The organism is Microcoleus sp. S13_B4, assembly GCF_036700885.1.
Taxonomy (GTDB): domain Bacteria; phylum Cyanobacteriota; class Cyanobacteriia; order Cyanobacteriales; family Microcoleaceae; genus Microcoleus.
Genome location: NZ_JAUBPU010000084.1, coordinates 1 through 18048, shown reverse-complemented (window position 1 = coordinate 18048; position 18048 = coordinate 1). Strand labels below are relative to the sequence as shown.

Genomic DNA, 18048 nt, shown 5'->3' with positions numbered 1-18048 from the left:
GGAGATTGAGGATAGGTTTGGACACTAACCTAGAGAAGTCACCTCCTCACTCACAACATGCGACATCGTGTCGCGCTTACGAAGTCATCGGCATATCGGATTAAGTGAGCAGCAGAGATGACTCCTGCGTACTTTCCTTCCTTATAAACCTTCCTTTTTGGGAAAGCTTGAGTTATCCGGTTTTCCATCCCGTGGAGGGCGATATTTGCTAATAATGGGGAAATCACCCCACCCTGCGGTGTTCCCTCAGATGTTGAAAACAACTGCTTACCGTCAATCACTCCCGCTTTTAACCAGGCTCGAACTTGTCGGCGGATGGTGGGGAATGTATTTAATTTTTTGAGCAGTGCTTCATGGTCGATGCGGTCGAAGCATTTGGCAATGTCAGCATCTAGCACGTATTTGGCTTTCTGACAAATTACCGTGAATATTTGCTCTATCGCATCATGGCATGAGCGTCCGGGTCGGAACCCGTATGAGTTAGGTTCAAATCGCGCTTCCCATTCTGGCTCTAGTACCAGCTTGACAAGTGCTTGCAAGGCTCGGTCATTTATTGTCGGGATGCCTAATGGTCGCTTTTCCTCCGTTCCAGGCTTGGGAATCCATACTCGCCTAGTTGGAGCGACTTTTGGGCTTAATTTAAGTTTGGCAACAAGGGCGAGACGTTGTTTTGGGGTCAGGCTTTTGAGCCCATCCACACCAGCCGTCTTCTTGCCGCTGTTATCTTGTGTTACCCGCCTGACCGCTAAGCACCTTGCTGACCAGGACTTCATCAACGTCTTTTGGAGTCTGCGTACTGCTTTAACGTCACCACGTTGAGAGGCTCGATAAATTCGCTTTTGGAGCTTATAGACAAACCGTTCCAGCTTTCGCCAGTTAATCTGTCTCCATTCCACCATCGGTTGTGACCGTGTTTTAGACATATATACTCTGACTTGCAACTTTATCTTCCAAACCACCGTGAGTCTGTCTGCATATCCCTGTCATTACAACAGGGCATTGGCTTCTGACTCTATCCCACCTGTTCGCAGCATCCGGTTAGCACCTACTCTTGGTTTTCGACCTCCAAGAGAGCATACGAAAGGTTACTTCGTTCCTGATAGCCATTGATTGAATCTTTAGAGTTGATGCTGTCCACCGGGGTTGTTGGGAGTGCTACTGATAACGACCAAATTTATCAGCCCCTAACCCATTGCCTTTTGGCTCCAACGCATAAAGCCTTATTTCGCTGGTTGCCTTTCACGATGGTTCAAGCGCATCTTCGCTTTCGCTACTCATGGATTCTTGCTAAAGGGATTACCGACCTAGGCTGTCAGTTACCTTCTTTCGTCCCGCTTTACCAATTTGACGGCTAGTCTCCTCAGTAGGGATCGTGCTTTAACCACTGCACCTGTGGGGTAGGATTTGGGAGGAACCCTCACCTACATGGCTATCAAGTTGTCAAGGTTCTGTTGGGATTGTTCCCTCCTTTTTCCTTGCCTCTCATCCTTAAGTATTGCTACTTATTTCGAGAGAACGAATCGCACCCGGCCTTGAAGGCGCGGGGATTCTTGGATCAATCAGTCGAACTTATCTCTGTTTTGCTGCCATCAAAGAGTAGAGATCGGTCTGTCCCCAAGCGTTGATTTCGGTGTGCCCCACCGTATTTAAATTCAAATTAATTCCTGCTTGCTTCAACCCTTTAACCAAAATATTGCGAGCTGCGTTGTAGTCACGATCTAACGTCGCACCGCAATCGCAAATATGGGTTCGGGTTGATAGCGTTTTCAAGACAGTATTGCCACAACTTGAACAATCTTGCGAGGTGTATTGAGGTGGAACAGCAATTACTGTTTTGCCGTACACATTTCCAAAATACTCTAACCATTGAGCAAATTGTGACCACGCTGCATCGCTAATCGACTTAGCAAGTTTATGGTTTTTGACCATATTCCGTACTTGAAGGTCTTCGTAGGCTACAAAATCGCTAGATTTTACCGCGCCGGGCGTCGTCTTTATGGCGAAGTCTTTACGCTGCCGACTAACCTTCAGGTGCTTTCTTCCTAACTTGTTGATCGCTTTTTTTCGATTGCCAGAGCCTTTCTTCTTTCGAGAAACTCGCTTTTGCAATCTCTTCAAAGCTTTTTCACTTTTTCGGAGGTGGCGAGGGTTCGCGACTGTTTCACCATCGCTATCGGTATAGAAATGGTTCAATCCCACGTCTATTCCAATAGCTTTACCAGTCGGAATAAGTTCCTCTTTTCGCTCCACATTGATGCAAAGTTGTGCGTAGTATCCGTCGGCACGACGCACAACTCTGATTCGCTCGCATCTCATCGGGTGCATAGAAATGCAAATTCCGACTACCGACTAATTTGAACTTTCCAGCAGCAAAGCCGTCCTTAAATGTCAAACATCTTTTGTCGGCAGAAAGTAGCCATCCTGATGTTTTGTATTCGACAGAGCGAGTATTTTTCTTAAACTTTGGGTAGCCTTTTTTGCCTGGTGTTTTTGCTTTGCAATTAGCGAAAAAACGTTGGATAGCAAAAATGGCACGTTCGGCAGAAGCCTGACGTGCCATTGAGTTAAGCTTGCCTGCCCATTCAAACTCTTTTGCCATAATGGCGCATTGTTTGTACAGATCAATTAGCTTAACTCCTTGATTGTCTATCCAATATCTAAGAGTTTTGTTTCGGACAAATTGAGCTGTTCTGATCATCTCGTCGATGACCCGATATTGCTCGGCTTTGCCTTTCAACTTAAACTCTAGAACTATCATGATAAAATCTTATCACTTTTGCGAAAGCTTTTAGTTACAAAATACGTATATTTAACAATTATTTGCAATAAGCGGAAATTAAAGCCGTCCTAGAAGGACGGGGCTTTAGACCCATTTTTTTGGTAAAGCAATTTGTGCAACAGGTTGTTGCACAAATTGCTCGTTCGGGTAAGATTCCGCAAAACTTCTCATATACAAGAGACATATGAGATGAGAAACCCTTCATCTCTTGTAAAGCTTTTGGCAAGTCGGCCACTAAATTGTCTATAACTTTCGCCACCGCGCATCCACTCCCCGTCCCACACATTTAATCCTTCCCTCATCCCGTTCTTGACGCAAAATGCGACGAATTAAATCCACAGAAACCACCGGACAACGTTGCTGTAACTCTCGCATCGAAAACTCCCAAGGCAAACTCTCAATTGCCTGTAAAACCATTGCCGTTTTCGTTCCTTTTGCTCCTCCAATCACCCCAACCCGCTGCTCAAATTCTCGATAAGCTCCCAGTAACATTACGCCTAAAAAATACTCCCACCAAGGCAACAAGCTATGCTTCCCCTCATGCCAATTTTGAGAAGATTGGTACAAGGCATCATAATAGCTTTCTTTGGTGCGCTCCACAATTTGTTCTAAACTAATAAACTGCCCTACTTCATAACCCGCTTGATACAACAATAACAGCGTCAGCAATCTTGCCATTCGTCCGTTACCATCCAGAAATGGATGAATGCACAAAAAATCCAGAACATAACTAGCAATCAACAACAATGGTTCAATCTCACCTTCACGGGAAAATAGATTAAATTTCTCATGCAACTCTTCCATAGCCTGAGATGTGGCATAGGCGGCAACAGGAGTAAATCGCACTATTTGTCTACCATCAGTTGTGGTTGCCGTAATTAGATTTTCTGTTGTTTTCCAACAGCCACCTAAACCGACGCTAAATTGATATAAATCGCGATGAAATTGCAAAACAATATTCGGAGTAAATGGAATATAACCATAGCTAGCGTGAATTGTATTTAGCACATTCCGATAGCCCGCGATTTCCTGTTCTGAACGATCCCTTGGTGCTGTGCGTTCCGTTACTAATTTGCGAATTCGCGCCAGAGGAACGGTAATTCCTTCAATGCGGTTAGAAGATTCGGTACTTTGAATAATCGCTGTTTGCCGCAAAGTTTCTAGCACTTGTGGTGCTTGTTGTTTGTACAACTCCTGTTTACCTTTGTACTCCCCAATTAAGCGAATTGTCTGTAGGAGTTTTTGGGTAATCGGTTGCTGGGTTAAAAAAGTCTGTTCAAAAGATTTCATTGATTTAAAAGCACCACTGTAATAGCCATTGAGTCGCTTTGGTCTATTATATAAGTATTTTTAATATAGGTACTCCCCTGGTCACAGTACCTATATTAAAGGTATTGTACCCGATTCATCTGTACTGTTTTGTGCGTCAAAGGTCGCCAACTTCCCACCGGGACTATAGTACCAATACCCTGGAATAAGGGGCTAAATGCCCAAATTAACGAACGCTATTTTCCTCCACAGACTCTAAAGATGCGTGTTCAAAAGGCGCGGTGCGTGTTTAAAAAGGCGCGGCGCGTGTTTAAAAGGCGCATCGCGTGTTTTATAGCGAGAAAACAACATAATATGACGCGCGGCCTTGACCCTCTAAATTCAACTGGTTGGCATCAGTCAACTTCCGCAGCAGGCGACTAGCTTGGTCTTCGCTGATACGACAAAGTTCCACAGCTTCTTTTCTGGTAATTCTGCCGTGAGTCCTTACATATTGAAGCACCATTTGCTCTTGCTGAATGGGTTCAAAGCCAGCTTGCCGAACGTAATCAGCGGATTGTCCCAGTTCTCGGTAAACTAAGGGGCTAAGGGTGTAGGTGCGTCCTTTTTTGACGCCACGCGCTTCTACCAAACCAGCTTCAACTAATCGTTCTAACACGCTGCGGGCGATCGCTTCATCTCGCTGAATGGCACGGGCGAGAGTAGCCGTGTCTAACCGTCTTTCTTGTCGCAATTGTCCTAAAGCGATTAAAGAGTCAACGGGGAGTGGGCTTTGACGGCGATTTTCCTCTTCAATCACTACGCGCAACAGTCCTAAGTCGGCTTCCCCTCCTGGCAGTCTGACGGCAACTGAATGAGAGTTTGTGCCTCGATAATCGGGGGCGGATCTTCCGTAGCGCAATAACCCCTGATAAATTAAATCTACACCGCGCCCAGTTCGTTCGGCGAGTCCGATGCGTTTAATGGCATCGGCTAGGAAGGGGTTTCTCGGCCGGGGTTCTACGACTAGCAAGTTATCTAAACTGACACCTTCAACAAAACCCCCTGGGTTGCTGATGGTAATTCCGTAATCTTCCCAGCGGATGTGAACGGCTCCCAATTTAGTGTAATCTCGGTGGATGAGGGCATTGACTGAGGCTTCGCGAAAGGCGCGGCGATCGTAGTTGGGAACGGGGACGCGAAATAAACCGATTTGCACTTCATCTTCTTCAACGCGCACCTCGAACTGTTCCATGACTCGCTCAAACAGTTTTAGTAGGGGGGTGCGGTAAAAATCATTGACTCGCACTTGGGTGCCTTCGAGGACTTGAAAGGCGACTTCGTGGGTGGGTAAGTGTTCGCGGAGGGCGCTTTCTCGTCCTAAAATCAGCAGTCCGGTGACGGTGGGGAAGCGAATTCCATCCGTAGAACGCACGAAACCTAAAGCGCCGTCGAGTTCTTCATCAGTTAAGGATAGCAGAGTACGATCGCCACCATATCGCTCTATTAATTGTCGCAGGCGTTCGCGTTCCAGGGGGTCGAAGTCGGCAACAGACGATCCGGTGATGGGTAATGAGGAGTAATCGAGAACGCCTAAGTCTGACTGGCGAGTGGCAAATTCGTAGGGATAAAAGGGGACGCATTGGGGTGTTCCGTCTACTTGCAGGCGGCGGCGTTGCAGGAGTCCGTCAGAGGTGGCGACGATGCGAGCTGATTTGGGGACTTCTATGCAGGCAATGGTTTGACCTGCTTCTAGCAACGCTGTAACGCGTACGCTGACTGGGGGGTTGGTGCGGTTGCCAATCATGGCGGCTAGGGTGGACAGGTTTTGGTGTTGGGGGTGCAAACCTGTTATTTGACCGTCATCTTCAACGCCGAGGTAAATGGAGCCACCGTCTGTATTGGCAAGGCAGACGACGGTTTCAATCAGGTCTTTGTCTGGCAGGCGAGTGCGATCGCTCTTAAACTCGACGGTGAGGGATTCTTGTTCGGGAATCGTGCGATTCATTTAACAATATAAAATAGGGGCGACCAGACGGCATTTACAATCTTACGGCAAAATTGGGTCTAAAGCCCCGTCCTTATAGGACGGCTTCCTCCTAACTGTATAAAACAAATACAGTTAGAAACACAGGAAATACTCGTTTATCTTTAAGGACTTCAACAATGCGGGGATAGACTTCGGGGAAACTCGGAGGATCGCCTACCATTGCATCGCTAATGCCGTGAAGATATGCTGCTTCTGGAGGTATGGGAATTGAGGGTTTTACGAGCGTATTCAGCAACATTTCACCGAGACGATCGATAATTGCTATCTCTACAATCTGAGCATCGTATAGCCCCGTAGTTTCAGTATCCAGAATCACCCAATCGTTCTGACTTAATTGCTCTCTTGCCCAAAGAACAGCACTCACCCTATCTCTTTCTATGAAACCTACTTCTCGATACCATTCCCGGTAATCCCGCTTGATTTTAGCTTTGAGACGGTTGGCGGCAAGAATTTCCAATTGTTTGGGAGATGGCTTTCTTTTGGGTCGGCAGCATTCGGGATTGTTGATATCGTAGAGGAGCACGTCGTATTTTCGCGTTGGAATAACGCCTGAAGGTTTCAGAGGCGAGAGTCCCAATTCACCCAGTTGCTTTTTAGTTTTCAGATGTTCTGGTGGCTCGTTGGATTCGCCCCACCAACTGTATTTGGTTAGTTCCACAATCGCAGGTTCCCCATCTCTGCCCTTCTATTATCGCACCCATGTAGAGAATTAAAGCAACTGCAATTAGCATATTTGTTGGTAATTTAGCGGCTGACTTTACCCAGATTTGATGCTATTCCACAATCTTACCAAAGGTTGACTCAAGAGCCTGATACCAATCTTTCGCTTTCTGGAATGCTTTACCTCCCGTACCGCAGCCGAACACATCTCGACTGCTTGCGGTGACTCCCAATCTCAGGATTTTTAAGCTCAACCAAAGTGCTTTGTCTGGTTGAGTGAGAAGAAGGGCGATCGCTTCACTCACTCGCTCTACTTCACTGCTTCCCCGACTGCTCAGAAGCGCCATCACCCTCGCCAATGCCTTCGATCGCTCTGGTTCGGGAAGTAGGGAAGTAGTGCTGCAATCCTTATCCTGCAACACTTCACTAGCTTCATCTCCTACTTTGTCCGCTTCATCAGGGAGTGAAGTAGCAGTATCCTCCTGTGCAGTAACTTCATCCCCATTCCAGGATTCTAGGAGCCGCTTCTTGGCTAATTCCCACAGTTCTTGAGTATCCTCAATTTCCTGGTTTGCAGCCAACTCAGTTGTTTGAATAGTTTCACTATTTACGGAAGTTTCTGTAGTTGATGAGTGCTTAGGAAGTTCTCGTTTCCATTGACTCAAGTCGGGTACAACAGCCGGGAATTCTCCTAACTCGCAGCTAATCCATGCCGCTCTATTTCCCAACGATTCCAAGTAATCTCGAACTTGTTGGTATTTTGCGTATTGCTCGGAATCCTTGGGGAATTTGTTGCGGTAGGATTCACATTCTTCTACGGCAAACTTGCCCATGTAAATGCTACAGAAACACTCAGCTAAATCGCTTTCACCCTCCAATCCCCAAGTTACAACTTGTCTGCCCTGCGCTAAAGCAAAGATGCGGATGTTGGTTTCCCTGGCCAAAGTAATCATTTCACCCATGATTTGCTTGGCACTAAGAGAAATAATCTGTTTGGTTTTGCGCTCGACAATCGCTCTTACATTACGCGAAATTGCTTTCCATTCATCAACAGCTACATTCCAAATGGGTGAATCAATCCCCTTTGCCATTAATGCTGTACGCCGTACTCTTTCACCTTGCAATGCTTCCAAAGAGGAGCGGATAGCTTTGTAATCTTCAGGCACTCCTATTACATCCAAGCCAATCAATCCATTGATGCGGCCACCGCTTAACCGTAATTACCGACTGCTTTTGGGATGGCATCACATCCATCAGCCAATCAAATAGCGTGGTTTTTCCGCATCTGGTAGCTGCAACTCCTCTAATGTGAGGAAACATCTCAGGAGTGTCCCTAAACTGCTTCCAATCAAAGAATTTCACTCCTAATTTGGGAGGTGCTGGCAGTTCTACGCCCAATAATTGATTGTTATTTGGGGCGGATGCTGTGTTTGATAGGAGTTCCGCATTTTCAACTTCCTCGGACTTTGATTCCGTGGGAGCGGGCAAAGATGCGGGAATGGCGGTAGTTAAAGTCTCCAACAGTTCGGGATTCTTCTCTAAATAAAGCGTGTTGTAGCCGTCGTAGAGTTCGCGCTTGAAATCCTTAACTCTCAAGTCAGCAGCAATCGCTGTTTTCTGGATTTCTTCCTCATCCAAAATGTCGCTTGTAGTTGCTTCTAACTGCTTTTGCCGAGCTTCATTGAGAGCAGCCTCTTCCTCGTTCTTTCTCTGCTTCACCGATGCTGCACCCGATGTGAAATAACCCGCACCAAAGCTGATTGCAGCAATTACGCCGGATGTAGTACGCAGCAGCCCCCAGCCTTGATGCAGCTTCACAAACTTAGCATTCTTGGGATACTGGGAACCCGTTACCACAACAGGCGTACAGGGATTTGTAGCTACATTGCAGTAGCTGACGTGTTTGTCGAAGTAGCCGAACAAGCTAAACCCGCTACACCCGATGCCCACAATCAAAGAAGCAATGGCACTTTTCACCGCATCCACCTCCGCCACAGTGCGACCAACAAAAGCAAGGCCACCGATACACCCACAATCACGACAAGCTGCCACACTGGGATGAACCCGAAGCCAAAGCCTACACTTAAAGGCATATTGGCTAGCAGCCATGCTACATCCCAAAATGCAGCAATAGTGCCGACAATCACCACCAACCCGCTAATCCGCCTCATTGATAGTAAATAAGAGGTTGGGTTTTTCGGTTTTACTACAAACAGGAACCCGGCAACCAAAATCACTGCGACGAGCATTACAGGAGCACCGACAATCCTCGAAACGTGAGCAATTGACAACCCAACCGCAAACCAAAATCCTTGACCGCAGAAGCTGTTTAAGTTCTTGAGAAACCTCAATTGGTCTGATTCTTCTAATTCTGGGAGTTGTAGTTGTTGTGAAGGTGGAGCAACAGGAGGATTTTGAGGTTTGGGGATGAGAAATGGTGGTAACTGCATGGCTACTTCCCTGAGAAATAATCAAAGGCTTTACCGCCCCATTTTTTTAGCCAACCGCTTGCCTTGGTAGCGTTATTGCTAGCGTTATTGCTAGCGCTGCTGGCAGGACTCAATTGCGGGCTACTCGATGATGGCAAACCGTATTTCCCGCGAGTACCGTAAGCGAACAAGTCTTTTATCCTATTTCTCTCTTCGCTTTTTGCCTCTTGAGCTGCTTGTCGCTCCGCATAGTTTGCTGCTTCTTTGTCAGGTTTTTGGGATAGCGCTTCTTTTTGGCGGACTAATCTGTTAGCCACAATCTGAAGAGAAATCTGAAGGTCGTATTCCGCTAAATCGCCGTAATCAATAACTTCTTGGTCGAGTAGTCTTACGCCAACATCCGAATCTTTGGCTAGCTTTTTGGTATTGGCCTGCCAACCTTTCCATGCCAAGAATACGTCGAGCGTGGCCCGATCGATCTTCTCCATGCCCTTAGCACCAGCTTTGACGCATCGGGCTACAAACTCGTTGTACTTTACGACGCCATCAATATAGTCGTTGACGTGTTTTTCTAGTTTGTCGAGGTTGTCAATCAGAAACTTGATTTCTTCAACCGAATCTACGAATGCTCCCAATTCTTCCTCAGACATCCCGGCAAACGCTGAGGGGTCGAAACCGTAGTATCCCTGAAAAGAAGTCAACATTTCAGGTGCGCTATCAAATGCTTTGACTTTCCCGACTAGGGCTGGGGCGATGGCTCCACCACCAGTGTATTTAACAATTGCACTCATGGTTTGTCTCCTTTAATTAATTCTGAGCTATGTAGTTGATTTAGCCTTGATTACTTCCCCCCAAGTGACGGTGCAAATTGATAGTTGTTGTTCGTGCTGTTGTCGATATTCTGGTCGCCTTGAACTACTGTTGGCGGTAAATCTTTTACGGCTTGCCGATAACCGTCGTGGTAGATAGATTGACCGCCGTAAATTAGCATAGCGGGAATGGCTGCAAACAGGAGCGACGCATAAATTGACAAGAGTTTATCTGACATAGTTGTTACCTCGAAGTTTCATTGAGACTGAATGAAATGTAAACCTGTCCTTGACTGCTACATTTAAGTTGTACTCCTTAGCTCTATGTTTGCGCCTTGCTCAATCTGGTAACAAAATCTCGTTGTCTGTCTTGCTAAAGATGACATTTTTGCCATATTCCACACAGTAAGGCTTTAGTAACTGATACTTTTCATCCTGGTCAGTAAACAGGATGTGTACCAATTTTTGTTCTTGCCATCCTGAATTGCAGTGTTTAACTGTTGCCAAGACTTCTCTGATTTTCACGCGCATCCTCCCACCAATACAGCCACTTCGCTCACTTTACTGATTGTCGCAAGCTTAGATTTAAAGGTTCGCCACAATTTCAATCCAGGACACACTAAATACAATTCAATGAAACCGTAACTTTCCCGCATTAGACAAACCTCATTAGCGCGATTGTTTCTTCAGCGTAATTGCAATTGGGGGGCAATATAATGCCATGTTTTTTAGGTTCTTCCCCCTGTTGTAGGCTCAGGAAAAAGATGAGATTCAGGAGTACCTTTTCCCTTTGAGCTTGCCTTAAAGCTAGGGCTTCCCCCAACTCTCGGTGAGCGCCTACCAGAGTCCTGGTGAAATCCTCCGCGGTGGTATTGACTTGGTTGGTAAAACAGGCTTTGGGACGGGCAAATTGGCATCCCGCAAATCCAAGGGAGCTGCTTTTACAGCATCAGTGAGAACGCTGAAATTACCTCGGATATTCGAGGCCATATCGGTCAAACCGTGGGTCAGATTTGCACTCAGAGAAATCTTAAAGGCATCTAGCATTTGGTCGCTAACGGCGACCGCAACATCGGCCATCCCCAAGGATGCTTCGCGAGTCATTCCCTCAATGGCTTGTATCGCTCCGCTTTTTTCTTCTTCAGCATCGCGCTTTTGGTCGTTGGCGATCGCTTCTGAGTCGATGTCATTGCAGTATTCGCCGCGTCCGTTCCGAGTTCCAACTACTTGTTCGAGTGCCAAACCGGGTGCAATTCGCTGATTCAGTACCAAATCGAAATAAAGGTCGATTTCTGCGCTGTCATCAGGGCTCAAAAGAGAGTTTTGCCAATCGGGATGCCCTAAAGCTTTCCGAGCGTTGGTTACGTCAGAAACTTTGTTGAGTCCCCATTTGGCTTTGATGTCGCGGCGGTCAATTGTCGGTTCGGTATTCATGGGTGGGTAATCCTTCTTGTGCTAATCGTTCTCGAACAGTGGCAATGCAGCGGTTGGCTTCAAGAATCCAAGTTTCTAGGGTTAGCAAGCAGTTCAAGTGAAATTGAGAAAATGTTCGGCGGTAAGGTTGTCTCTGAAACTCAGGGCATTCTGCTTCTAAAAGGGCGAGTCTGGTTTTGAAAGTAGCTTCCGGCATCGGTTTTCCCCCTTTACCTAGAATTACCTTTACCTCTGCTCTGAAGTAATTGCGATGGTTCCATTGACCGCACCGACTGTTAAAAACAGCTACGTCTACAGGCTTTTTAGGTGTTGGCATTTTCTGGCATTTGATTGGCTACTTATTAGCTAAAACGCTTGAAACTTTGATTCTTTCGTTAGCTGTTTTCGGAGTCGCCCGAAGTAGCTAACGAAGAATCAAAAAAAATTATTTCCTTTCCGGCGTGCTAAATGATGTGGCATCCCAGATACCCCAGACTTCCCGTGCAGAAGCTACGGCTCCTTGGAGTGCTTCTACTTGCGATCGCCCGAACACTATAATCTGGCGGGGTGGATTGTACTTGCGGGTGACGGTAACGCTCCACTTGAATTGATGGCTTTTGAGTGCTTTCATCGATCGTCCCTCCCAGTCCCAGGTGTGGGTGCAGCTTCCGATGAAGCTAAGAGGGAACCGGAGAACAAGCGAATTAGGCGCAGCGCTTCGGGTTCGGAGAGCCAAACATCCAAGTGTTCGAGGGAATCTTCAAACAAATCCGAGAGTTCGCATTGAGAGAGCGCTTGGAGTACCGTCGATGAATAGTGTTGGGCGTAGGTTATCGCTTCAATCAGGGCAAGCTTTTGGATGCGGTTGCAAGTGCTCAACAACGATTGCCAACAGGTGTGGAGTTGGCGACGGGAGAATTGGTCGGCTATTGCTTCTACTAAGGCGATGGCTTCGGAATCGGTTGGCAAGAAATCAAAATCTTGGGGCCACTTATCGCCAAAACATTCAACAGTACCGCACTCTTTAATAGAGCGGGTGAGCGTGTCCCTTTGGCGCAGCGAATAAACGGTCGCTTCCATCAAAACCCAAAGAGCGGGTTCTGCCATCGCGTCCACGGATGCCAACAACGAAGGGTACAAAGAAGCGCTCGTCACCTTTGGCGTTGCAGCAGCAGCGGACACCTCAACCGTTATCGGTATCGGTATTTGTGTCATGATTGAAAAACCTCATTAATGTGAGTGCCGTACCCCGCCCCAGAAGATTTCCAGTCATAGGGGGCGGGGTTTGGTTTTGGTGTTAAGCCATAACTGTGTATGCACAGACGTAACTATGTATGCACAGACATATCACTTTTGTTTAGGTGTTGTCAAGCCCTATGATGAAAATTGTTAATTGTGCATACACAGACAAATGACCAGAAAACCGGCTGAACGCAGCGCTTGGGGCGAAAACAAAGAGCGGTACAGCATTTTTGTGACTCCTACGGCAATGAAAGCGATCGACACCAGGGCTGAGGTGCTTGGAATCTCGCGCTCTGAATTCTTGGAACAGTTCGCCCGCCTGGTTGCAGGGATGACCGACACTGAACTAAAAAAGGAGGATAGGGAGGAATTGACCAAAAGTGTTGGAGCAAAGTATCGCATTAGCCCGCGAAGAACTTGCTGGCCGCGGTTTGTTTCTCAAGCGCAAGGCTAAGGGCGCTCGGGTTCAATTGCTAAAAAATCAAATTATGGAATGGGAAACACTACTTGAAAAACTAGGTTGAACTTTCGTATACACCAAGCTTGGACTGTCGGAGTTTAGTGTATAGGCCACGTAGAGCGCGATGAAGCGTCAAAGGAGTTTTTGATGAGTGAATCAGTTAGAGCCGTCAGGGCTTCCGTGCAAATAGGTTCCCTCACAGTCGATGGGTTTATGTTGCCAGACGGCAGTTACCGGATGAGCCAAACACAGGCGGCTGAGTGTATTGGGGATGATCCAGTTTACGCCAGAAACTTTTTAGGTTCTAAGGAGGGTAAAGCCATACTGGGTGAGGGTTTTACGCCAGAAACTTTTGAAGTTGACCCCACGGGACAAGTCAGAGGACAAACTCGCATTCGGGGATGGCCCTTAAGTGTTGTTTATGCTTACTGGATTTACCGCTGTTACAGAGGAGTTAAACCTGCTTTTGACTTAGTTGTGGCTTTGGGTACTGAAACCTTAGAGCGCCGATTTGACATAGCTTTCGGCGTTACTCGCACCGAATCCGAACGCAACGAACTGCTTGGCCAGCGAGTCCAGCAACTCGAACGCGACCTGCGAATGTTGGGCAACGCTTACTCTGCTGAAGACGAAATTCGGTGGGAGCGCGACTACTACGAGCGCTTGCTTAGAGAAAACGGCATCGACCCTTGGAGAATTCCGGGGGGTGAGGATGAACCGGGTTAATTGCGATCGGCAACAATTGGGATTTTTCGATTCGGAAATTCCTTGTCAGCTAACGTTCGCTCGCAATACGTCCGCGTATAGAATTTGAAAAGGCTGTTGTCAACAAGCGACCGCCCGCATCGATTAGACCAGACCAAAAAAAAGTCCGCGTCTTTAGAAGAGACGGCAGACAATCAAAAATAAAAAACTTTAGATTCATCATAGTCTATTTCTGCCATTACCGCAAAATCTGCACCTTTGCACATCAACGGTAGCTGTGGCAGAGCCGTCTCTTCTACTAAGCGCGGGTTTTTGTAAAAAAACCAGCACGCAGCGCTATGAGTAACGAAAGAGGCATCTATGAATATTGCAGATCAATTTTTATCAACTACCGCGAACCTTTGCCCCAAACACAAGAGCCACATTGAGAGCAGGGGACTGCTCAACGAGTGGAGCTACGCCAACTGCCGAACCGTATCTGCTGACGAGGCATCAGTTTACTTGGGTTATACCGCCAAGTCGGGTGGCATCTTCTTTATTGGTGCAGGCACACAATTTCAGTTCAGACCAGACAAGCCTTGGAAATCCTCTGGCAGTAAAAAAGCACCCAAATATCGCACGCCCGTTGGTGAGTACGACGCATTCTTGCCTCAGCATCCCACCGACAAAAACTATTGGGAGCCAGAAAATCTCAAACAGCACTGCTACCGCATTAACGACCATCCCTATCTCCTGATTACCGAAGGGCCGTTCAAAGCAATATCGGGATGCAGCAACGACTTACCGACAATTGCCTTAATGGGCATCAGCATGGGGCTGACAGCGAAAGCTAGCGATTTGCAGAACAAACGCTATCTCGTTCCCACCCTAGAATCTTACGCCCGTGCCGGTTTTGGGTTCATCATTGCCTTTGATGCAGATGCAGCGACCAATCCAAACGTCATTTGGGAACAGCGGAAACTCGGCCACCAGTTGCTTAAGTTTGGTGTCCCCGTTCGCAGCATTACTGCACAATGGGAACCTGGCACTGAAGGAGAAACCAAAGGTATGGATGATTTTATCCAGAGAAAAGGAATAGAAGAGTTCAGGCGGATGCTTATGAAGTCAGTCAGCTTTCAGGACTGGGAGAGCAATCTTGATGGGAGCGAGGATTCATCGCCCAAGAATAAAATTCCTTTACCCCAAGAATTGGGAGCCGAACTTGCCGAGGAGTTGCGCGACCAACTCTGCTACTCTGACGAACACAAATCTTGGATGAAGTACGAACTTCGGCATAAAGGAGTTTGGGCGGCGGTGAACGACGATTATGTCCTCAGCGCCATAGATACCATGTGCCAGACGCGGGGGTTGCAACCCAACAACGCCTACTGTGCCAACGTTCTAGGGTCGCTCAAAAGGAAATTATTCGAGCTCGATTGGTTAGAGCGACCATCAAACGAACTATTGCCCTTTGAAGATGGGGTGCTTTCCATTGAAAGCAACACTTGGCAAGAACACGCCCCCGGATTCCGACTAACTTGGTCACTACCGCGCAGCTACAAAGGAAGCGCTGTTAATACTGGATGGGCAAAAATCAACGATTGGATGAATCAGGCCACCGATGGCAATCGGAACAAGAAAGACATTCTGATTGCCTTCATCGCCGCCAGCTTGCGCGGTATGGCTTTTTTGCACAAATTCCTAATGCTGACTGGCCCCGGTGGAACTGGGAAAGGGCTTTACTCCCGACTGACCACAATGGTGGTTGGAGAGCGAAACACTTGGATTGGAAACTTGGAAGATTTAACCGCTTCAGATAAAGTCGCGGATTTACAGACAAAGCGGCTAGCGGTTTTTGACGACCAAGAAAAGTACACAGGCAATTTATCAAACTTCAGGTCACTGACGGGCGGGGGTAAAATCAGCGGCCGCCAATTGTACAAATCGGCTGTTGACTTCCGTTTTTCTGGTCTGGCGCTAATTACTTCAAATCAGCCGTGTTTCCCTGCCAGCGGACTTTCCTGGTTGAAGCGGCGAATAATTCAAGAAGGATTCGAGTGCACCCCCATTAAGCGAAACCCCCACCTCGAACGAGAATTAGAGCCGGAATTAAGCGCATTTACCCAATATTTGTTATCAATTCCAGTGACCGAAATTGAGCGCATTTTGGCTCAAGAAGAAAGCGGAATTAATGGCACTTTTTGGGCTGACCGGGTGCGGGCCGACCCGATGGCGTCATGGGTCAACGATTGCATTATTCACGATACCGAGGCCCAGACGGCAATCGGAGCCGATAAAGACGAATGGAAAGATGCGGATTATGTCGCGGCTAAATCAACTTTGTTCGGCTCTTATAACAATTACTGTCGTCGAGCCGGGTACAGCGCCAAAGGTAAAAACAATTTCTCAGCAGATTTGGTGGAACTCTGCCGAGAAGTCCTCGAATGGAAAGATGTCACAAAGCAGCGGTCGGCCGCTGGCATGGCAATCAAAGGGTTGAGGTTGCGGACAGATACCGACCAAGACATTTCGACTGTAGAAGATTTGTTGAGTCAATCCAAAAATGTAGATTTAGGTCTACAGGGTGCAGACCGGAATGTAGACCTACAATCCTTAGCCCACAAGGCTTGTGTAGACTATGTAGACTTAAACTCAAAACTTGCAAAAAAGAATGAAATTACTTCTGCTGACTCAAGTCTCGAAACTGATAGCGGCACAACATCAATTTCTGCTGATTCAAGTCTCGAAACTGATAGCGGCACAACATCAACTTCTGCTGACTCAAGTCTCGAAAATGATAGCGGCACAACATCAACCTCTCCCGCCCAGGTGAATACTGATGCTGAGGTTGTGGAAGTCTTACCCTCACCCAAAGTCTACACGGTAGACACGAGCCATACAGAGCAAGACATTCAGCCTACACAAAGCCTACATTCAGGTCAGCATTCAGGTCAGCATTCAGAATGGAACGAAGACGAACTCGACTTGCTGCAAATGATTCGATTGGCGCTGGCAGAGCCTGACCCCGAATCGGCACGGCAAGTGGCTGCCGACATTCTGCCAGCGCTCAAAGAAGTCTGTGGTAAAGGAGCTGCAAACCGAGAGAAGATTTGGGCGGCGCTGACAGAAGAAGATCGGAGCGAGTTCACCTCTTTAGCCAAAAATTCAGTGCGCCCGACAATCTCTGAGCGGTCGCCGAAGCCGAGCGCACTGGGCGACAATCCCCCCGAACCGGAACCGGAGCAACTAGCGCCCGAACCCGTGCCAGCAGAGGAATTAGCGGAACCGGATCTCGCACAAATCGCGCCAGAGGATGCCGAAAAGATACGAGATATTGCCCTGATTTGGTGGCCCGAATATTACCCCGAACAGCTCCAAAACTTGCTTACACAAATGTACGGATGGAACGCACCGGGGACTCGCTACGAGGCTGCCACAATCACCGCTTGGCTCGAAGGGGAGGATGCTTTGGTGAGGGAGCGGATAGGTGAGCTGATGCAGCAGCGGCGTTAGAGCCTTTTGGCTTAGTTCTGACAGAGTAGAAAAAGCCCCATTTACTTTTTGATGGGGTTTGTGGGGTTTGGCTAGCCTATCAGATGTAAATTCTGCACACTCAAACCCACATTCCGCACCCTGAACTGTCACAATCGGTTTTGGCGGAATTTTGTGAACCCAACTAATCATTTTTTATATACAGAAGTGGGAAATTGGACTTGCGCTCGCCAGTTCGATTTAGCCAAACTCCGAAAATTCGTAGTGTGACAGTTCAGGGTGCGGAATGTGGGCTATAGGATTGAAGTTGGGAGAATAGGGTGATAAGTTCATTCACCTGTGTGGCTGGCCCTGGGGCAAGGCACATCGACGGCGCTCGCTATGTCTGCCGAGTGTTCGATAGTCTAAAAATTCCTCAGTTGCGTAAGTCGTATCAATTTTTAAAGCTGTAAAAGCTAATCCAATTCAATTTCTTGGATGCGCTGTTTATACTGTTGGTTATTTTGTTTTTGAGTTTGCTGTTCTTGCTCAATTAATTGTATCCAGATATCATTCCAACTTGACTGTGGACTGACAATTTCTGCATTCGGTAGCAACGATCGCGCATTTCGAGCGAGCTGAGAATTTTCGGCGATCGCTATAATAACGCTATCGAGTTCTTGTAAGAATTCTCTAGGCAGTTGTGAAGCTCGTTTAATTCCTAGGTAGGGCTTGCTGAATAATCGCTCGCATATTGCGTGGCCTGGGTTTCGATGGCGTGAGCGAGAATAAAGTGCAAGATA

Annotated in this window: 16 protein-coding genes and 3 pseudogenes; 3 read left to right on the top strand and 16 right to left on the bottom strand. The window is 47.3% G+C overall.

What is annotated here, in order from left to right; genetic code table 11:
* Window positions 1–77 precede the first annotated feature (77 nt).
* The 15 genes and pseudogenes from QT994_RS25505 to QT994_RS25435 form a co-directional block, all read right to left on the bottom strand.
* Window positions 78–923 (bottom strand): annotated as a pseudogene (locus QT994_RS25505) (reverse transcriptase domain-containing protein); the annotation flags it as partial.
* 646 nt (window positions 924–1569) lie between these two features.
* Window positions 1570–2758: pseudogene (locus QT994_RS25500) on the bottom strand (RNA-guided endonuclease InsQ/TnpB family protein).
* A 264-nt stretch (window positions 2759–3022) separates the two neighbouring features.
* Window positions 3023–4069: a Fic family protein gene (locus QT994_RS25495; RefSeq protein WP_333050509.1), complete on the bottom strand. Its 1047-nt coding sequence runs from the start codon at window positions 4067–4069 to the stop codon at window positions 3023–3025.
* Between the two features lie 310 nt (window positions 4070–4379).
* The gene (locus QT994_RS25490; protein ID WP_333179552.1) at window positions 4380–6035 is read right to left on the bottom strand and encodes an RNA-binding domain-containing protein; all 1656 of its coding nucleotides are present in this window, start codon (window positions 6033–6035) and stop codon (window positions 4380–4382) included.
* A gap of 91 nt (window positions 6036–6126) precedes the next feature.
* A complete protein-coding gene (locus QT994_RS25485; RefSeq protein ID WP_333050513.1) occupies window positions 6127–6735 on the bottom strand; it encodes a 3'-5' exonuclease in 609 nt (202 codons plus the stop codon).
* Window positions 6736–6850: 115 nt separating this feature from the next.
* A complete protein-coding gene (locus QT994_RS25480; protein WP_333050514.1) occupies window positions 6851–7903 on the bottom strand; it encodes a hypothetical protein in 1053 nt (350 codons plus the stop codon).
* Window positions 7896–8714 carry a hypothetical protein gene (locus QT994_RS25475; protein ID WP_333050515.1) on the bottom strand — a complete coding sequence of 273 codons (819 nt, stop codon included), beginning with the start codon at window positions 8712–8714 and terminating at the stop codon, window positions 7896–7898. Before QT994_RS25475 ends, QT994_RS25480 begins: the two co-directional genes overlap by 8 nt.
* Window positions 8711–9187: a hypothetical protein gene (locus QT994_RS25470; RefSeq protein WP_333050516.1), complete on the bottom strand. Its 477-nt coding sequence runs from the start codon at window positions 9185–9187 to the stop codon at window positions 8711–8713. Before QT994_RS25470 ends, QT994_RS25475 begins: the two co-directional genes overlap by 4 nt.
* 2 nt (window positions 9188–9189) lie before the next feature.
* On the bottom strand, window positions 9190–9957 hold the full coding sequence (locus tag QT994_RS25465) for a hypothetical protein (RefSeq protein WP_333050517.1): 768 nt from the start codon (window positions 9955–9957) through the stop codon (window positions 9190–9192).
* A 50-nt stretch (window positions 9958–10007) separates the two neighbouring features.
* A complete protein-coding gene (locus QT994_RS25460; RefSeq protein WP_333050518.1) occupies window positions 10008–10214 on the bottom strand; it encodes a hypothetical protein in 207 nt (68 codons plus the stop codon).
* 100 nt (window positions 10215–10314) lie between these two features.
* Complete coding sequence (locus tag QT994_RS25455) at window positions 10315–10500, bottom strand: hypothetical protein (protein WP_333179547.1); 186 nt, start codon at window positions 10498–10500, stop codon at window positions 10315–10317.
* A 312-nt stretch (window positions 10501–10812) separates the two neighbouring features.
* Window positions 10813–11409, bottom strand: a complete 597-nt coding sequence (locus tag QT994_RS25450) for a hypothetical protein (RefSeq protein ID WP_333179545.1) — start codon at window positions 11407–11409, stop codon at window positions 10813–10815.
* Window positions 11387–11725 carry a hypothetical protein gene (locus tag QT994_RS25445; protein ID WP_333179542.1) on the bottom strand — a complete coding sequence of 113 codons (339 nt, stop codon included), beginning with the start codon at window positions 11723–11725 and terminating at the stop codon, window positions 11387–11389. The genes QT994_RS25450 and QT994_RS25445 overlap by 23 nt, the downstream gene beginning before the upstream one ends.
* A 108-nt stretch (window positions 11726–11833) precedes the next feature.
* A complete protein-coding gene (locus QT994_RS25440) occupies window positions 11834–12019 on the bottom strand; it encodes a hypothetical protein (protein ID WP_333050757.1) in 186 nt (61 codons plus the stop codon).
* A complete protein-coding gene (locus QT994_RS25435; protein ID WP_333050756.1) occupies window positions 12016–12603 on the bottom strand; it encodes a hypothetical protein in 588 nt (195 codons plus the stop codon). The genes QT994_RS25440 and QT994_RS25435 overlap by 4 nt, the downstream gene beginning before the upstream one ends.
* Before the next feature lie 196 nt (window positions 12604–12799).
* On the opposite strand from QT994_RS25435, the gene QT994_RS25430 reads away from it, so the two are divergent.
* The 3 genes from QT994_RS25430 to QT994_RS25420 all read left to right on the top strand — a co-directional run bounded on the left by QT994_RS25430 (window position 12800) and on the right by QT994_RS25420 (window position 17287).
* Window positions 12800–13084 (top strand): hypothetical protein, encoded by a 285-nt coding sequence (locus tag QT994_RS25430; protein ID WP_333050754.1) that lies wholly within the window; start codon window positions 12800–12802, stop codon window positions 13082–13084.
* A 153-nt stretch (window positions 13085–13237) separates the two neighbouring features.
* A complete protein-coding gene (locus QT994_RS25425) occupies window positions 13238–13816 on the top strand; it encodes a hypothetical protein (protein ID WP_333050751.1) in 579 nt (192 codons plus the stop codon).
* Between the two features lie 339 nt (window positions 13817–14155).
* Window positions 14156–17287, top strand: a complete 3132-nt coding sequence (locus QT994_RS25420; RefSeq protein WP_333179538.1) for a DUF3854 domain-containing protein — start codon at window positions 14156–14158, stop codon at window positions 17285–17287.
* Window positions 17288–17721: 434 nt separating this feature from the next.
* On the opposite strand, the pseudogene QT994_RS25415 reads toward QT994_RS25420, so the two are convergent.
* Window positions 17722–18048: pseudogene (locus tag QT994_RS25415) on the bottom strand (hypothetical protein); the annotation flags it as partial.

Excerpts from the sequence above, each read along its gene's own strand:
- QT994_RS25470 (WP_333050516.1), bottom strand. The coding sequence starts at position 9,187 with ATGCAGTTACCACCATTTCTCATCCCCAAACCTCAAAATCCTCCTGTT.
- QT994_RS25435 (WP_333050756.1), bottom strand. The coding sequence starts at position 12,603 with ATGACACAAATACCGATACCGATAACGGTTGAGGTGTCCGCTGCTGCT.
- QT994_RS25450 (WP_333179545.1), bottom strand. The coding sequence starts at position 11,409 with ATGAATACCGAACCGACAATTGACCGCCGCGACATCAAAGCCAAATGG.
- QT994_RS25430 (WP_333050754.1), top strand. The coding sequence starts at position 12,800 with ATGACCAGAAAACCGGCTGAACGCAGCGCTTGGGGCGAAAACAAAGAG.
- QT994_RS25465 (WP_333050517.1), bottom strand. The coding sequence starts at position 9,957 with ATGAGTGCAATTGTTAAATACACTGGTGGTGGAGCCATCGCCCCAGCC.
- QT994_RS25440 (WP_333050757.1), bottom strand. The coding sequence starts at position 12,019 with ATGAAAGCACTCAAAAGCCATCAATTCAAGTGGAGCGTTACCGTCACC.
- QT994_RS25445 (WP_333179542.1), bottom strand. The coding sequence starts at position 11,725 with ATGCCAACACCTAAAAAGCCTGTAGACGTAGCTGTTTTTAACAGTCGG.
- QT994_RS25460 (WP_333050518.1), bottom strand. The coding sequence starts at position 10,214 with ATGTCAGATAAACTCTTGTCAATTTATGCGTCGCTCCTGTTTGCAGCC.
- QT994_RS25490 (WP_333179552.1), bottom strand. The coding sequence starts at position 6,035 with ATGAATCGCACGATTCCCGAACAAGAATCCCTCACCGTCGAGTTTAAG.
- QT994_RS25420 (WP_333179538.1), top strand. The coding sequence starts at position 14,156 with ATGAATATTGCAGATCAATTTTTATCAACTACCGCGAACCTTTGCCCC.
- QT994_RS25425 (WP_333050751.1), top strand. The coding sequence starts at position 13,238 with ATGAGTGAATCAGTTAGAGCCGTCAGGGCTTCCGTGCAAATAGGTTCC.
- QT994_RS25495 (WP_333050509.1), bottom strand. The coding sequence starts at position 4,069 with ATGAAATCTTTTGAACAGACTTTTTTAACCCAGCAACCGATTACCCAA.